General features: G+C 66.5%; 14 protein-coding genes. 7 read left to right on the forward strand and 7 right to left on the reverse strand.

The window, feature by feature from the left end; all coding sequences use genetic code 11:
* Positions 1-68 precede the first annotated feature (68 nt).
* A complete protein-coding gene (locus C507_RS0108895) occupies positions 69-1340 on the reverse strand; it encodes an NAD(P)/FAD-dependent oxidoreductase (RefSeq protein ID WP_040400922.1) in 1272 nt (423 codons plus the stop codon).
* Between the two features lie 51 nt (positions 1341-1391).
* On the reverse strand, positions 1392-2207 hold the full coding sequence (locus C507_RS0108900; protein ID WP_018699336.1) for an NAD-dependent epimerase/dehydratase family protein: 816 nt from the start codon (positions 2205-2207) through the stop codon (positions 1392-1394).
* A 314-nt stretch (positions 2208-2521) separates the two neighbouring features.
* Here C507_RS0108900 and C507_RS0108905 point away from each other — a divergent pair, with 314 nt between their 5' ends.
* From C507_RS0108905 to C507_RS0108930, 6 genes are read left to right on the forward strand one after another with little or no spacing between them, the layout of a single operon-like run.
* Positions 2522-4213, forward strand: coding sequence for a long-chain-fatty-acid--CoA ligase (locus C507_RS0108905; RefSeq protein WP_210162115.1), 1692 nt, complete (start codon positions 2522-2524; stop codon positions 4211-4213).
* A 40-nt stretch (positions 4214-4253) separates the two neighbouring features.
* The gene (locus C507_RS0108910) at positions 4254-4682 is read left to right on the forward strand and encodes a MerR family transcriptional regulator (protein ID WP_018699338.1); all 429 of its coding nucleotides are present in this window, start codon (positions 4254-4256) and stop codon (positions 4680-4682) included.
* Positions 4683-4737: 55 nt separating this feature from the next.
* A complete protein-coding gene (locus C507_RS0108915; protein WP_018699339.1) occupies positions 4738-5874 on the forward strand; it encodes a thiolase family protein in 1137 nt (378 codons plus the stop codon).
* Complete coding sequence (locus C507_RS0108920; RefSeq protein WP_018699340.1) at positions 5874-8195, forward strand: 3-hydroxyacyl-CoA dehydrogenase/enoyl-CoA hydratase family protein; 2322 nt, start codon at positions 5874-5876, stop codon at positions 8193-8195. The genes C507_RS0108915 and C507_RS0108920 overlap by 1 nt, the downstream gene beginning before the upstream one ends.
* A gap of 2 nt (positions 8196-8197) precedes the next feature.
* Positions 8198-9988 carry an acyl-CoA dehydrogenase C-terminal domain-containing protein gene (locus C507_RS0108925; protein WP_018699341.1) on the forward strand — a complete coding sequence of 597 codons (1791 nt, stop codon included), beginning with the start codon at positions 8198-8200 and terminating at the stop codon, positions 9986-9988.
* 42 nt (positions 9989-10030) lie between these two features.
* Positions 10031-10339 (forward strand): SCP2 sterol-binding domain-containing protein, encoded by a 309-nt coding sequence (locus tag C507_RS0108930; RefSeq protein ID WP_018699342.1) that lies wholly within the window; start codon positions 10031-10033, stop codon positions 10337-10339.
* Positions 10340-10419: 80 nt separating this feature from the next.
* Here C507_RS0108930 and C507_RS0108935 read toward each other — a convergent pair whose 3' ends face one another.
* The 3 genes from C507_RS0108935 to C507_RS0108945 all read right to left on the reverse strand — a co-directional run bounded on the left by C507_RS0108935 (position 10420) and on the right by C507_RS0108945 (position 13068).
* A complete protein-coding gene (locus tag C507_RS0108935) occupies positions 10420-11703 on the reverse strand; it encodes an OmpP1/FadL family transporter (protein ID WP_018699343.1) in 1284 nt (427 codons plus the stop codon).
* A gap of 462 nt (positions 11704-12165) precedes the next feature.
* Positions 12166-12783 carry a DUF938 domain-containing protein gene (locus C507_RS0108940; protein WP_018699344.1) on the reverse strand — a complete coding sequence of 206 codons (618 nt, stop codon included), beginning with the start codon at positions 12781-12783 and terminating at the stop codon, positions 12166-12168.
* Positions 12784-12801: 18 nt separating this feature from the next.
* Positions 12802-13068, reverse strand: a complete 267-nt coding sequence (locus C507_RS0108945; protein ID WP_018699345.1) for a hypothetical protein — start codon at positions 13066-13068, stop codon at positions 12802-12804.
* Positions 13069-13222: 154 nt separating this feature from the next.
* On the opposite strand from C507_RS0108945, the gene C507_RS0108950 reads away from it, so the two are divergent.
* Positions 13223-14836 (forward strand): GMC family oxidoreductase, encoded by a 1614-nt coding sequence (locus C507_RS0108950; RefSeq protein WP_018699346.1) that lies wholly within the window; start codon positions 13223-13225, stop codon positions 14834-14836.
* A gap of 116 nt (positions 14837-14952) precedes the next feature.
* Here C507_RS0108950 and C507_RS0108955 read toward each other — a convergent pair whose 3' ends face one another.
* Positions 14953-16005 (reverse strand): threonine aldolase family protein, encoded by a 1053-nt coding sequence (locus C507_RS0108955; RefSeq protein WP_018699347.1) that lies wholly within the window; start codon positions 16003-16005, stop codon positions 14953-14955.
* Between the two features lie 19 nt (positions 16006-16024).
* Positions 16025-16582, reverse strand: a complete 558-nt coding sequence (locus C507_RS0108960; RefSeq protein WP_018699348.1) for a DoxX family membrane protein — start codon at positions 16580-16582, stop codon at positions 16025-16027.
* Between the last annotated feature and the right edge of the window lie 16 nt (positions 16583-16598).

Genomic DNA, 16598 nt, shown 5'->3' on the forward strand with positions numbered 1-16598 from the left:
GCGGAGCAAGCAGCGACCGCATGCGGCGGGCATCGTCGCGCAGGGACCCGGCTCCAGCGATGTGCGTCTTATCGGCTGCCGGGGCCGCATGCGTGGATGAGAGCGGCGCCGAACTCGCAGGTGAAGGCCCGGGTGCGGGCAAAGCGTTCGGCATGGGCCGTGACGGGACGCATTGGCAGGCTGTCCACGTCACCGGTGACGAGGGCCCGTGCCGCCGCGGCCCCGAACACCGTGCCCGGCGCAATGCCGCGTCCCGAGTAGCCGAAGCTGGTCAGCGCGTTGGGGCCGAAGGCGAGCAGCTTCGGCAGATGGTCGCCGGTCATGGCGATGGTGCCGTGCCAGGCATGGCGAAACGGCTCTTCGCCGGCTGCCGGAAAGAGGCTCCGCACCATCCGGCGGGCGTGGGAGGTGTGGATCCGGCCGCTGACCCCCTCCCGGTTGCCGACGCTGCCGACGATGAGGCGGCCTTCGGCATCGAGACGGAAACTGGTCATGGCGGTTGCCGTATCCCAGCAGCCTTCGCCGCCCGGCAGGATGTCGGAACGGACCGCATCAGGCAGCGGGCCGGTTGCATATTGCGAGAAGGAGAAGGGTACGAAGCGTGGCGCGTGGGGACCTTCGAGGCCTTCGTGATAGGCGTTCGTGGCGATCAGCAGCGCATTGGTTCGCACGGTCTGACCGTTCGCCGAGAGCACCCAGCAGTCGCTCTGCCGCTCAAGGCGCGTCACCGGGGCGGGGGCGAACAGGCGTGCGCCGGCCTCGCACGCCGCGCGCGCCAGGCCGCGACAGTAAGCGAGGGGATTGATGGTGCCGGCGCGCGGATCGAAAAGCGCGCCATGAAGACCCTTGGCGCCAGTGCGCGCTCTGGTCTCGTCGGCGTTGAGACGTGTCAGCGGAGCGCCCGACCTGTTGCCCTGTCGGAAGCGGTTTTCCAGGTCGCGTGCGCCGCTCGGTGCGTGCGCGCAGTGCAGGGTACCGGCGCGCCTGGGTTCGCAGTCGATGGCGTGCCGCTCGATCAGATCGAATACGCGCGATGGCGCCTCGGAGAGGGTGGCGACCAGCCGCTCCCCCGCCTCCTGGCCAAGTGCGGCAGCGATGTCGTCGGGCGGCAGCCAGAGACCGGCATTGACGAGCCCGACATTGCGGCCCGACCCGCCGTGGCCGATGTCGTGGGCCTCCAGAAGGGCGACGCTGGCGCCGAGGCGGGCAGCCTCTAGCGCCGCCGAGCAGCCGGTGAAGCCGCCGCCCACGATGGCAAGATCGACATCCAGGTCCCGGTCGAGCGCAATCGCACCTGCCTCCTCCCGGCAGGTGGCGCTCCACAGGCTGCTGCCGGCCATCGGCCGCGCCATTCTGTCAGCTCCGTTGCAGAGAGGCGGGGCGCGACGGGCTCATTGGGCCTCGTCGTCGGGATGCGGAAAGTCGACATAGGCGCCGCCATAGCAGCGTGTGGCGGATGCCATCGGGTCGGCTACGGGCACCCGCGCCTCGACCGCGGCCCGGAATGGCTCGGCGGAATCCTGCGGCTGGAACCCGAGGTGTCCGGCCAGCGAATTGTCAACGGGCTTCACCGTGTTGTCGGACATGCCGAATACGATCGTGTGGCCGACGGAGGGGGCAGTAAGCGCCGACGAGAACAGGCGCACGCAGTCATCGAAGGACAGCCACGACCAGAGATGCCGACGGTCCGCTGGTTCCGGGAAGCAAGAGAAGATGCGGACGCATACCGTCTCGATGCCGAACTTGTCCCAATAGAGGCTGGACAGGGATTCCACGAAACACTTGGACACGCCGTACAGCGTGTCCGGCCTGGTCGGAGTCTGGGCATCGATATGGTCGGTCAGCTTGTGAAAGCCGATGGCGTGGACGGACGAGGCGTAGGCAATGCGCTTTACGCCGTGTTTCCGGGCGCCTTCGTAGATGTGGTAGGAGCCGCGGATGGAGGAATCCAGGACGTCCTGCCAGGGGCGTTCGACCGCGGCCCCGCCCATGTGGACGATCGCATCCACGTCGCGGGTGGCCTCGATGGTGGCAGCCTCGTCGGCGAGGTCGAACACCATCGCTTCCTCGTGCGGCTGAACATCTTCGATCTCCACCCGGTCGGCCAGCCGCAGCGTATCGGCGAGCGGTGCCAGGCCGCGGCGCAACTGGGTGCCCAGGCTGCCTGCCGCCCCGGTGATGAGGATCCGGTTGAACTGTTTCGCCATCGCCACTGCCTTTCCTGTGTCCAGATGCCACCCCTGCTGGATCTCACACCTTTGGGGTCCGGAGATAGGGTTTTGTATCGCTTCGAATGGGACCGGCGACAACGCTCCGGCCTGCCCTTGTGACCCAACCGATATCAACACCATCTAAAGGTGACCGGCGCGCATTCTTGCGCGATCTCAAGTCGGTTCGCCTCTTGCGCGATCGGCCGGGTTGCCGATATGAATGGACGATAAGGGAAAAGAAGTGACGTAAACGTCATATTGCCGGTGGCCTGGTGGCCGGCATGCTCGCGGAAGCCAGTTTGGGAGGCACCATGGAGGACCGTGTAAAGGTCGCCGCCGTCGAGGAAGGGCACGCGCATCCGATCTCGGACGAGCGTGCGGTGCTGCCGGAGCTGTTTGACCGGGCGGTGACGTCGTACGGCAGTCTGCGCGCGATCGATTTTCTCGGGCGCACATGGACCTTTGGCGAGATCGGCGAATGCGTTGACCGGGCGGCGGCCGGGTTGCAGGGGCTTGGTGTCGGTCCCGGATCGCGCGTCGGTCTCTGCCTGCCGAACACACCCTACTATGTGATCTTCTACTTCGCCGTGCTGAAGACCGGCGCCACCGTCGTCAACTTCAATCCGCTTTACACGGCCCACGAGATCGAGGCCCAGGTTCGCGATTCCGGCGCCACCGTCATGGTGGTGATGGATCTGGAGCGGATCTACCGGCCTACCGCATCGATCGCGGAGCGGGCGGGGCTTGCGCATCTGATCGTCTGTCCGATGGCCGACGCGTTGCCGTCCGTGAAAGGGCTTTTGTTCCGCCTCTTCAAGCGGCGTGAGCGCGCCCGCGTTCCCGCCGATGCCCGCCATGTCGGCTACGCCTCCCTCGTGCAGGCAGGTGGGGCGTTCAGGCCGGTAACAATCGCCCCCGAGGATCTTGCGGTTCTCCAATATACCGGCGGCACGACGGGCACGCCGAAGGGCGCCATGCTCACGCACCGCAATCTCGTCGCCAACGTGCGTCAGGTGGTTGCCCATGGCGGGCCCGCCTTTCGCGAAGGCGAGGAGCGGGTCCTTTGCGTCCTGCCCTTCTTCCACATTTTCGCGCTGACGGTGGCTCTGAACCTCGCCGTGGTCATCGGCGGCGAGATGGTGCTGATGCCGCAGTTCAAGCTCGAGGATCTTCTGAAGACGATCGCGCGGCGGCGCCCGACCGTGCTGCCGGCCGTGCCAACCCTCTACGGTGCCATCGCCACAGCTGCCGAGACGCGCACCCTGGACCTGTCGTCCATCCGCACCTGCATTTCCGGCGGAGCACCGCTTCCGGCGGATATCCGGACGCGCTTCGAGAGCCTGACCGGCTGCCGGCTGGCGGAGGGCTACGGTCTGACGGAGACGTCTCCGGTGGTATCGTGCAATCTGCTCGCAGGGGGCGAAAATCGTGACGGCTCCGCCGGTTTGCCGTTGCCGGAAACGATCATCGAGATCCGTAACCCTGACGAGCCGCACCGTCTCTTGCCGCAGGGCGAGAAGGGCGAGGTGTGCATTCGTGGTCCCCAGGTGATGGCCGGCTATCTGAACCGCCCGGTGGAGACCGAGGCGGTCATGGTGGAGGGCGCGATCAGGACCGGCGATATCGGCTACCTGGACGACGACGGCTATCTGTTCCTGGTCGACCGCATCAAGGACCTCATCATCTGCAGCGGCTACAACGTGTATCCGCGCATGATCGAGGATGCGCTCTACGAACACGAGGACGTGTCGGAAGCGGTGGTCATCGGCGTTGCAGACGCCTACCGGGGCGAGACGCCCAAAGCGTTCGTGACGCTGCGCGAGGGAGCGGGAACCACCTCGGAACAGCTCCTGGCATTTCTCGCGACGCGGGTATCGAAGATCGAGATGCCGTCGAGCCTCGAAATCCGAACCACATTGCCGAGGACCATGGTTGGCAAGCTCTCAAAGAAGGAACTCGTCGAGGAAGAGAAGGCGCGCGCCAAAATGTCCACGGCTTCCTGACCCGGATCGGCTATGATAGCTACACCACATTGTCGGCTGCATGACAGACCATGGGCCGCTGCAGGGGCTGCAGGTGACGGGCAACTTTTACACGGTTACCCAGCTCGCAGACGAACTGGGCGTGACACCGCGCGCCGTTCGCTTCTACGAGGCCAAGGGTTTGCTGTCGCCGGGCAGGGCCGGCGCGACCCGTATATATACGGCGCGCGATCGGGCACGCCTGATCCTCATCTTGCGCGGCAAGCGGTTGGGTTTCTCGCTCCAGGAAATCAAGGAATATCTGGATCTCTACGATCTGGATCGCACGCAGAAGGAGCAGCTTCAGCGGCTGCTCGCCGGCGTGAGCGAACGCCGTCAGCGTCTGGAGGAGCAGCGCGAAGCGCTCGAGACGACGTTGACGGAGCTGCAGGACATCGAACAGCAGGCCAGCGAAGCGCTCGCCAGGTTCGAGCGCAGCAAGGCCAGCTGATCGACGGGCCTCGCCCGTCCCCCGACAAGAATTTCCATCTCCAGGAGACATCGCCATGACGAAGGCCGTCATCGCGGGCTACGCGCGCTCGCCGTTCACGCTTGCCAGGAAGGGCGCGCTCGCGCGCGTTCGCCCCGACGATTTCGCTGCCGCCGTGGTTCGCGACCTGATCGCGCGCTCGGGCGTCAAGCCGGAGGACATCGAGGACCTGATCGTCGGCTGTGCCTTCCCGGAAGCCGAACAGGGCTTCAACGTGGCGCGTCTGATCGGCCAGATCGCCGAACTGCCGGAGACGGTGGCGGGTATGACGATCAACCGCTTCTGTGGGTCCTCGATGCACGCGGTTCACATCGCGGCCGGCCAGATTGCGATGGGCGCGGGTGACGTCTTCGTCTGCGCCGGCGTGGAAAGCATGAGCCGGGTGCCCATGACCGGCTTCAACCCGATGCCGAACCCGAAGCTCTACGAGAAGAACCCCGGCGCCTATATCAGCATGGGCGATACTGCGGAGAATGTCGCCCAGCGCTGGCAGGTATCCCGCGAGGACCAGGAGGCGTTTGCCGTCCGCAGCCACCGGCTGGCGACGGAAGCCCGCGACCAGGGACGGCTCGCCGACGAGATCGTTGCAATACCGGCGAATGGTGCCAGCGTGAGCGAGGATGGCTGCATCCGTCCCGACACCACCGCGGAAAGTCTGTCGGAGCTGAAGCCCGCCTTCCTGGAAGGCGGCACCGTCACCGCCGGCACCTCGTCGCCGCTCACCGATGGCGCCGCGGCGGTCCTGGTGTGCAGCGAGGACTATGCCGAGCGGGCCGGCCTGACGCCGCTCGCCCGTGTCGTGTCGGCGTCCGTCACCGGTTGCGATCCGACCGTGATGGGCATCGGCCCGGTGGCGGCGACCCGCAAGGTGCTCGCCCGCTCCGGCCTCGACATCAAGGACATGGACGTGGTTGAGCTCAACGAGGCCTTCGCCAGCCAGGCGCTTGCCTGCGTCCGTGAGCTCGGCATTCGCGAGGAAACCCTGAACCTCGACGGCGGCGCCATCGCGCTCGGCCATCCGCTCGGCGCCAGCGGCGCGCGCATCCTCGGCAAGGCGGCATCCTTGCTGAACCGCGAGGGCGGCCGCTACGCGCTCGCCACCCAGTGCATCGGCGGTGGCCAGGGCATCGCCACGATCATGGAGCGCATGTGATGGCGGGCATCGACAAGGTCGCGGTCATCGGCGCCGGCGTCATGGGCGCCGGCATCGCGGCGCACGTGGCCAACGCAGGGGTGAAGGTGCTGCTCCTGGACATCGTTCCCGAGGGCGCGGAGAACCGCAACGCGCTCGCAGAGGGGGCCGTGGCCCGCATGAAGAAGGCCGACCCGGCGCCGTTCATGTCGCCGCGCGCGGCCAAGCTCGTGGAGACGGGCAACCTCGAGGACGATCTGGACAAGCTCGCCGAAGCCGACTGGATCATCGAGGCGGTGGTCGAGCGAACCGACATCAAGCAGGCGCTTTACGCGAAGATCGATGCCGTGCGCCGGCCCGAGACCGCGGTGTCCTCCAACACTTCGACGATCCCGCTGGCGACGCTCGTGGAGGGCCAGTCGGAGGCATTCGCCCGCGCCTTCATGATCACCCATTTCTTCAATCCGCCACGCTACATGCGGCTGATGGAGCTGGTTACGGGCCCGTCGACCGATACCGACATTGCCGGCCGGGTGGCCGACTTTGCCGACCGCAGGCTCGGCAAGAGCGTCATCGCGGCCAAGGACAGCCCGGGCTTCATCGCCAACCGTCTCGGCGTCACCTGGATCCAGCTTGCCGTCGGCCAGGCGTTCGAGCAGGAACTGACAGTCGAGGAGGCCGACGCCGTCATCGGCCGGCCGTTCGGCATCCCCAAGACCGGGGTCTTCGGCCTGCTCGATCTCGTCGGCCTCGACCTGATGCCTCACGTGGGCGCTAGCCTGGCGGCGGCGCTGCCGGAGGGCGATGCCTTCCACACCTCCCGCCGCGAGCTGCCGCTGATCGAGAAGATGATCGCCGATGGCTACACCGGCCGGAAGGGGAAGGGCGGCTTCTACCGGCTCAACCGTGAGGGCGGCGGCCGGCAGAAGGAAGCCATCGACCTGTCCACCGGCCGCTACGGCCCCGCCCGGCGGCCGCGGCTCGCCGAGCTGGAAGGCGTCCGCAATCCGCGCCAGGTGTTCGACGATACCGGCCGCATCGGCCGCTACGCGTTCGCCGTCATGGGCGGCACGCTGGCCTATGCCGCCCGGCTGGTCGGCGAGGCGAGCGACGACATCGCCGCCATCGATGAGGCCATGCGGCTTGGCTACAACTGGAAATGGGGCCCGTTCGAGCTGATCGATCGGATCGGCGGCGCCTACCTGGCGAAGCGCCTCGAGGAGGCCGGCGAGCCGGTTCCCGAAATCCTGGAGACGCTCGGCGAGCGCACCTTCTACCGGGTCGAGGATGGCCGCCGACAGGTGTTGCAGCCCGACGGCAGCTACGCCGACATCGTGCGGGCCGAGGGTGTGCTGCTGCTTGCCGACATCAAGCTCGCCTCGGAGCCGCTCATCCGCAACGGTTCGGCCGCGGCCTGGGACATCGGCGACGGCATCGTCTGCTTCGAGTTCACCTCGCAGCAGAACGCCCTCGACGAGGAGGTCGTCTCGCTGCTCGCCTCGACCATCAAGCTGGTGAAGCGCAACCACAAGGCCCTGGTCGTCTACAACGAGGGCAGCAACTTCTCCGTCGGCGCCAATCTGGGTTTGGCCCTGTTTGCCGCCAACATTGCCGCCTGGGGCGAGATCGAGCGGCTCGTCGCGCTCGGCCAGAAGACCTATTCGGCGCTGAAATACGCCCCGTTCCCGGTGGTCAGTGCGCCGTCGGGGATGGCGCTTGGCGGCGGCTGCGAGATCCTGCTGCACAGCGATGCCGTCCAGGCCCACGCGGAGAGCTATATCGGCCTGGTGGAGTGCGGCGTCGGCATCGTGCCGGGCTGGGGCGGCTGCAAGGAGATGCTGGCCCGCTGGCAGGAGCCCGGCGCGCTTCCGGGCGGTCCGATGCCGGCCCCTTCCAAGGTGTTCGAAACGGTTTCCATGGCGACCGTCGCCAAGTCGGCGGAAGAGGCGAAGGGCCTGAAGTTCCTGCGTGCCGACGACGGCATCACCATGAACAGGGACCGGCTCCTCGCCGATGCCAAGGCACGGGCGCTGGAGCTCGTTGACGGTTATCGCCCCCCGGAGCCCCACACCTATCAGCTTCCCGGCCCGTCTGGTCGGCTGGCCATGGAAATGGCGGCCGCCGGCTTTGCCCGCCGCGGCATCGCCACGCCGCACGACCTGGTGGTGGCCGGCGAACTGGCCAACGTGCTGGCCGGCGGCGACTGCGATCTGCTCGACGAAGTCGGGGAAGACGCCATTTTGGAACTGGAGCGGGAAAGCTTCATGCGCCTGGTGCGAACGTCGGCGACGCTGGACCGCTTTGAAAGCGTTCTGGAGACCGGCAAGCCCGTGAGGAACTGATCATGCAGACCTATTCGGCCCCGCTCAGGGACATGCGCTTCGTGCTAAACGAGCTGCACGACAACGCCGAGTATTCTTCGCTGCCCGCCTTCGAGCACGTCACCCCGGATGTGATCGACGCCATCCTGGAAGAGGCGGCAAAGTTCACCACCGAGCGCCTGCTGCCGCTGAACGCCTCCGGCGACGCGGAGGGTTGCGTGCTGGAGAACGGCGTGGTGCGCACGCCAACCGGCTTCAAGGAGGCCTACCAGGCCTTCCGCGAAACCGGCTTCACCTCCATGGCCTCCGATCCGGAATGGGGCGGTCAGGGGCTGCCGGAGACGCTGAACAAGTTCATCGAGGAGATGATCTGCTCGGCGAACCTCGCCTTTTCGCTCTATCCGGGCCTCACCCATGGTGCCTGCAAGGCTCTGGAAAGCCACGGGTCCCAGGAGCTGAAGGAGCAGTATCTGCCGAAGATGGTGGAGGGCGTCTGGTCCGGCACCATGTGCCTGACGGAGGCTCATTGCGGCACCGATCTCGGCCTGCTGCGCACCAGGGCCGTCCCCCAGGACGACGGCAGTTATCTGGTGACCGGGTCGAAGATCTTCATCTCCGCCGGCGACCACGACATGACGGAGAACATCGTTCACCTCGTGCTGGCCCGGATGCCCGACGCGCCCCCCGGCGTGAAGGGCATCTCAATGTTCCTCGTGCCGAAATTCCTGCCCGGCGAGGATGGTCGGCCGGGTGCCCGCAACGGTGTCGTGTGCAGCGCGCTCGAGCACAAGATGGGCATCAACGGCTCGGCCACCTGTCAGCTCTCCTTCGACGATGCGAAGGGCTGGTTGGTCGGCGAGCCGCACAAGGGCATGCGCGCCATGTTCACGATGATGAACTCGGAGCGCCTGTCCGTCGGTATCCAGGGGCTTGGCGCCGCAGAGGTCGCCTACCAGAGTGCCGTGGCCTACGCCCGCGAGCGGCTGCAGGGACGTTCGCTGTCCGGCGTGAAGGCGCCCGACAAGCCGGCTGACCCGATCATCGTGCATCCCGACGTGCGCCGGCAGCTGATGACAATCCGCGCCTACAACGAAGGGTGCCGGGCACTGGGCTCCTGGGTGGCGCGCAGCCTCGACATGATGGAGCACCACCCCGATGCGGCGGTGCGCCGGCAGGCGGAGGATTTCTCCGCCCTGATGACGCCGATCGTGAAGGCGCTGTTCACCGACTTCGGCTTCGAGGCGACCAATATCGGCATGCAGGTCTATGGCGGCCACGGCTTCATCCGCGACCACGGCGTGGAGCAGTTCGTCCGGGACAGCCGGATCTCGATGATCTACGAGGGCACCAACGGCGTTCAGGCGCTCGACCTCGTCGGCCGCAAGTTGCCGGCGCACACCGGCCGCTACCTGCGCACCTTCTTCCATCCGGTGCTCGCCTTCATCGACGAGGCGCTGGAGGACGAGAAGCTGGAGGACCTGGCCCAGCCGCTCGCCAAGGCGTTCGGCGGTCTGCAACTGGCCACCGCTACCATCGCCCAGAAAGGGTTGAAGGATCCGGAGGAGGCCGGCGCCGCGGCGACCGACTATCTCCGCCTGTTCGGCCTGGTGGCGCTCGGCTACATGTGGCTTCGGATGGCCAAGGTGGCGCACGCCGCACTTGCCGAAGATCCGTCCGATCCGGCCTTCTACAAGGCCAAGATCACCACGGCGGAGTTCTACATGGGACGCATCCTGCCCCAGGCCGCGGGTCTCGTTGGCGCAATCCGGTCCGGCAAGGGCGCCATGATGGCGCTCGATGCCGACGCATTCTGACCACACCCTTTCGGGTGCGTACGTCTCGAACGGGAGAGGGCTATGGCCGACAAGCAGGAGATCGTCGACGCGCTCGACGAAAGGTCCGAAGGGCTGGAAGGGCTCGGTTACAGGATCCGGTTTGACCTGACCGACGGGGGCAGCGTCTTTCTCGACGGCACTGCCTCACCGGTGGAAATCAGGGAAGGAACGGGCGAAGCGGACACCGTCCTCAAGCTCAGCTCGGACAATCTGATGAAGCTGATCGAAGGCCGGCTCAACCCGATGGTGGCGTTCTCCACCGGACGTCTGAAGGTAGAGGGGTCGCAGGGCGTTGCCCTGAAGCTCGCCGGTCTGCTGGAAGGCGAGTAGGCACGAAAAAGCCGGCGGTCTTGCCGCCGGCCCAAGACTGTCCGAAACCGGCCGCCCGCAAGGCGGCCGGTTTCTTTGCGTCAGAACTTGTAGCTGGCACCGATCGAGATCAGGTCGACGCGGGAGTCCACCGAGCCGACGAAGGGCAGGCCAGCGATGTAGCTCGGATTGCCGGGGGTCAGCTCCACGTCGCCGTCGCCCACCGTGAAGATGTGGGTGTAGGCGAGGTCGATGGTCAGCTTGTCCTTCCAGGTATAGGAGGCGCCGACCGCGGCATGGACACGATCGGAATCCGGCAGCCGCAGATCGCGATTGGCGGTGGTGATCGGCGACCACTCGTAAGCCAGGCCACCGCGCATCGACCAGCGCTCGTTGAAGTCGAACTCGGCACCGACCGAGGCATAGTAGCCGTCGTTGTAATCGAAGGAGAGGTTGGTCAGCGTTGCACCGGTCAACGGGCCGGAAGCCGATTTCACCGGGATCGTGCCGAGCCGGCTCCAGTTGGTCCACTCGAAGCCGGCATTCAGCGCCAGCTGTTCCGTCACCTGCTGGCGCAGGCCGAAGGTGACGATTTCCGGCAGCGTGATGTCGGCCTCGATCGGGTAGGTGCCGGCGGGAAGAGCTCCGGACCTCGCCTGAAGGTTGAGGTCTCCGGTCAGGTTGAGGCCGACCGGGGAGCGGTAGCCGAGACCAATCTCGGTGCCCGCGAACGGGGTAATGGTGATGCCGGCGGTGCCGCCGAAGCCGACATCGTCACCCGACAGCTGGGCTGTCGGCGCATAGGGCACTGGCGAGAGGGAACGCGACAGGTCGGTCGAGAAGTACATCACCTGCATGCCGGCGCCGATGGAGAGCCAGTCGTTGACCGCAAAGGTGATACTCGGATTGACGTTGAAGGAGAACACCCGGGAGGTCTTGGCGTAGATCTGGCCGGCGTACGGATCCTCATACTTCGTCGAAAGCCCGAACGGGGTATTGGTGGCGAGGCCGAGCCACGCCTTCTCGCCAAGCTGGTAGCTGGCGTAGAGCGACGGCAGCACCGTGTCGCTGCCGATATCGCCGGTCTCTCCGGTACCGCCGAGGCCCAGCAGAAGAGGGCTCGTTCCTGTCTGCGGCGTGACGTTGCTGTAAGGCAGGATCGCGCTGGCGTTGGCCTCGAACTGCATGCCCTCGCGTCCCGACATCCAGGCCGGGTTCCAGTAGATGGACGAGAGACCCGCGCTGCCCGCGGCTACGCCCGCGAAGGCAAGGCCCTGACCTCTGGTGCTCTGTTCGCGCAGGGCGAACGACCCGGCGATTGCGGCTCCGCTCGTGGTGAGAGCGGTCGTGGCGAGGACCAGAGTGAAAAGGACGCTACGCTGCATTGTTTCCTCCTGGGGCGATGCCTTCTGGTGAGACTGGCGTTTGGAGAGCGAGTCTCGGCACCGGAATCTTTTTTGAACGCCCTCGATCCTATTCACTGTGTGCCGTTGGAATAGCCCTAAACGTCGCCAGGGTGACGTATACGGGAGAGTGTTGCGTAAAGGATACAGGCAGTGGTTGCCGAAACTCTATGCGGATTTTTGACAGCCATCCCGCAATGCCTGCCTTGCACACTAGTGATGGATTGCGAAGCGCGGGCGACAGGCCGGCGACGTTTGCCTTAAGGTGGCTGGCCTCTGCATCTTCTTTGGCGCCTGGGCACGATCGCGGAAAGGCACATCGCCGCCTGTAAACAACCGGTTCAACGTCGCCGAGATCGACGGGGAGGTCGCCATCATGGCTATCGAGGCCGGCAAGACTGGGTACCGTCTCTGCATGAGTGCGGGCCATGTCGGAGCCGCGGCTCAGCCTGCGGACGCCTTGCGGAACACCACGATGAGGTTGTTGGCAGGCATCTCGATCACTTCGTGGAGGTCGAGGCCTGCCCTTCGTGCTTCCTCTTCCACCGTCTCGAGTTCCCTGAGACCCCAGGACGGATCGCGTTCCTTCAGCGAGGCGTCGAAGGCCTCGTTGGAGGCGGCGGTTTCAACGCCCGCGCGCCTGTAGGGACCGTAGAGGATCAGCGGATTGCCGTCGGCCAGAGCCCGGCCGGCGCCGGCCATCAGCGCCGGTGTCGCTGCCCACGGCGCGATGTGGATCATGTTGATGCAGACGATCGCGCGGGCCGCGTCGATGGGCCAGGGCGCCTCGGACAGGACATCGATCGCCAGCGGATCGCGAACGTTTGCGAGGCCTTCGCTGTCGCGCCAGGCGACGATGGAGGCGCGCATGTCCTCCTTCGGCTCGCTAGGCTGCCAGACAAGGCCGGGCAGCGCGGCGGCAAAATGGACGGCGTGCTCGCCCGTGCCACTGGCGATCTCAAGAACCAGGCCCTCGGACGGAAGCAGGCGCTGCAGCTCCTTCAGGATCGGGTCCCGGTTGCGGGCGGCGGAAGGGGATTCCAGACGATGGTCGGTCTGCATGTGAATACGGGTCCTGTCTCAATCCTTGCCGAAGATGCGGCGGACGGCCTTGGTCGATCCCTCGGCCATGCCCATGAACTTGGGGATGTCGGCAAGCGCGCCGACGAAGAGCGGCGTGCCAGCGGGAAGCTGGGTTTTCACGTCATGGTAGAGCCGGGATTGCGACGCGCCGGTCTCGCAGACGAAGAGGCTGGCGGTCAGTGCGACCGCCTCGCCGGGAAAGTCGATCGCCTGGCCCGGCGTCTCGCTCGCCTCGTCACCGATGCTCACCACGTAGACCGTCATCCCGGCTTCTCCCGTCCCACGCACCGGCCGATGTGTCGCGCGACAGGGTTGCACCTGACGGCCCCGACCGTCCACTGATAGGGTCTGACAAACCGCCATGCGGACCCGAGTGACCCGGCGCCAGAAGGCGGAAGCGGGAGCGGGAGGTTGAACGGTGCAGGACCTGGGCGAGTACGACTACATCATTGCGGGCGCCGGATCGGCCGGCTGCGTGCTGGCCAACCGGTTGTCCGCCGATCCGAAGACGAGGGTCCTGCTGCTTGAACGCGGCGGCCGCGACAACTGGATCTGGTTCCATATTCCGGTCGGTTACCTGTTCGCCATCGGCAACCCGCGCGCCGACTGGATGTTCACCACCCAGGCGGAAGACGGCCTGAACGGCCGCACGCTCGCCTATCCGCGCGGCAAGGTCTTGGGCGGCTCTTCGGCTATCAATGCCATGCTCTACCTGCGCGGGCAGGCTGCGGACTATGACGGCTGGCGCCAGCTCGGCCTGCCCGGCTGGGGCTGGGACGACGTGCTGCCGTTCTTCCTGAAGCACGAGGACCACATCGACGGGACGAGCGCCTTTCATTCCGTCGGTGGTGAGTGGCGGGTCGAGCATCCGCGCATGCGCTGGCAGATCCTCGACGAGATCCGCGAGGCGGCGGCAGGTGTCGGCATCCCCAAGGTGGACGATTTCAACACCGGCACCAACGAGGGCTCCACCTACTTCCAGGTAAACCAGAAGACCGGGCGGCGCTGGAGCGCGGCGCGGGGCTTCCTGAAGCCGGTGCTGTCGCGCCCGAACCTGCGGGTGGAAACGGACGTCCACGTTCACCGGTTGACATTGGAGGCGGGCCGAGCCACCGGCATCGTGTTCGAGCGCGACAGGGCGGAGTTCATGGCGCGGGCCTCGGGCGAGATCGTGCTGGCTTCCGGCGCGGTAGGGTCGCCGCTGATCCTTGAAGCCTCGGGCATCGGCGATCCGGAACAGCTCGCCGGTCACGGCATCAACGTCGTCCATGCGCTTCCTGGTGTCGGCGAGAACCTGCAGGACCATCTGCAGATCCGGCCAGTCTACCAGGTGGAGGGGATCCAGACCCTGAACGGGATGTACGCGAACCTCTTCCGCCGGGCGATGATGGGCATCGAATACGCTCTCCGTCGGACCGGGCCGCTGACCATGGCGCCATCGCAACTCGGCGCATTTGCCCGAACCTCGGACGCTTTCGAGACGCCGAACGTGGAATTCCACTTCCAGCCGCTGTCGCTCGACAAGTGGGGCGACGGGCTGCACCCGTTCGATGCGTTCACCGCTAGCGTCTGCAACCTGCGTCCGACCAGCCGTGGGTCGATTCATCTCGGCCGGACCGAAGACGGCAGGCCGACGCCACTCATCGCCCCGCGCTACCTCTCCACCGACGCGGATCGGCAGGTGGCGGTGGATTCGCTGCGGCTGGTGCGCCGGATCGTGGCGCAGCCGGCGCTGGCGCGGTACCGGCCTCAGGAGCATCTGCCCGGCCCGGCGGTGGAGAGCGACGCAGACCTTCTGAAGGCTGCCGGCGACCTCGGCACGACCATCTTCCACCCTGTGGGCACCGCGAAGATGGGCACCGCCGACGATGCCATGGCGGTGGTGGACGAGCGTCTGAGGGTACGCGGTATCGACGGCCTGAGGGTGGTCGACGCGTCTGTGATGCCACGCATCGTGTCGGCGAACACCAACTCGCCGACGATCATGATCGCGGAGAAGGGCGCTGCGATGATCCTCGAGGACGCCCATTGACGGGGCTGCCGTGCAATGGTGGGCGCATATATCAACAGGACGCTGAGCGGCTCGAGCCGATGTGGCCCGACGCCTTTCCAAACGGCGAAACGGTTTTCCCTTCGCCTGGACGCGCTTTAGCCGAGCGCGCTGAGGAAGGCGTCCACGTCCGCGTCGGTGGTGGCGAAGTTCGCGATCATCCGGACCCGCGTCTCGCCCTCCTTCGGAACTTCGTCGACCGTGGTGCCGCGGGCCGTCCAGGGATAGAGGGTCGCGCCGGCTTCCTGCAGCCGCTTCAACGTCTCCGTCTGCATGTGGGCGAAGACCTCGTTGGACTGGCAGGGCCAGGCGAGCCGGGCATTCTGTGAGGCCTCGATGCCGGCGGCCAGCCGCGCGGCAGCGGCATTGGCCGCACCGGCCAGCTCCAGCCAGTGCCCGTCGTCGAGCATGGCCAGCATCTGGGCCGCCACGAACCGGCTCTTGGAGAAGAGGTGGCCGGCCTGCTTGCGGTGGGCCGCAACGTGAGCGGCCTTCGCCTCGTCGAAGACGACGATGGCCTCGCAGCACCAGGCCCCGGTCTTGGTAAGACCCAGCGACAGGATGTCGACGCCGGCTTCCCAGGTGATCTTCGCGGGGCGGACATCGAGATGTGCGACCGCATTCGCGAAGCGTGCGCCGTCCATGTGGACGGCCATGCGCCGGCCGTGCGCCACGTAGCCGATCTCGGCGATCTCCTCCGGCGTGTAGACGGTGCCGGCCTCGGTGACCTGGGAAAGGCTGACCACGCGCGGCGTGCCGCGCTGGCCGGGATCTTGCGGGTAGTGGCTCAGGCTGGCGGAGAGGGCGTCCGGCGTGATCTTGCCGTTGGCGCCCGGCATGGTGATGAGCGTCAGCCCGCGACCCAGAAAGGCGGGGGCGCCGCCCTCGTCATTGGCGATGTGCGCGTCGGCATGGCAGAAGCCGATGCCGCCGGGGCACGAGGTTGCCGCCAGAGACAGCGCGTTGGCAGCGGTGCCGGTGGCCACGAAAAAGACCTCGAGATCGGTCTCGAAGAGGTCCCTCAGCGCCGTGGTGGCTCTCGCCGTCAGGTCGTCGCCGCCATAGGCGGGGGCGAGGCCCGCCGCGGCCTCTGTGAGGGCAGCCGCCAGCTTCGGGCTGACGCCCGCCCAGTTGTCGCTCGCGAAATTCATCGGGGTTCCCGTCGCGCAATCAGCGACGCGCCCACCGGCCCAGGAGCGCGTCCACGGAGATGAACCCGGGGCCCTTTAGCACCAGAACCAGCAGCACGAATACCCAGAGGGTGCGCTGGTCGGTGATCAGGGAGCTCGGGTCACGGTCGAACAGGCCACCGATGGTGGCGGCGTCGACGCCGTGGCCGGTGATGTCCGTATAGGTCATCACGGCGATGAAGGCGATCATGGCCAGCGCGGAGAGGCGGGTGAACAGGCCGATCACGATCAGGATCGGCAGCAGGAACTCCATGTAGGTGCCGGCATAGACGATCAGCTTGTAGGGGAAGAAAGCGATCGCGGAAGTGTTGTAGCTGACCTCCTCCATGACCTTCGGAAGGATCTGGGCGTAGGCCCCGACGGACGGCTGGAAGAAGCCGAAAATGCCGCTGCCCACCTTTGTCATGGCACTGGCGAAGAAGTAGACGAAGAGGACGCCGGCGAACACGAACCGCGCGGCGAGCCCGAGAAACCAGCCGCCCAGCAGCCGGTCGAGGGTCTTGAAGATCGCATTGTGGGTGTGGATCAGGAAGGACATCGGCTTCGGTCTTCTC

The sequence above is a fragment of the Amorphus coralli DSM 19760 genome (assembly GCF_000374525.1).
Lineage (GTDB): Bacteria > Pseudomonadota > Alphaproteobacteria > Rhizobiales > Amorphaceae > Amorphus > Amorphus coralli.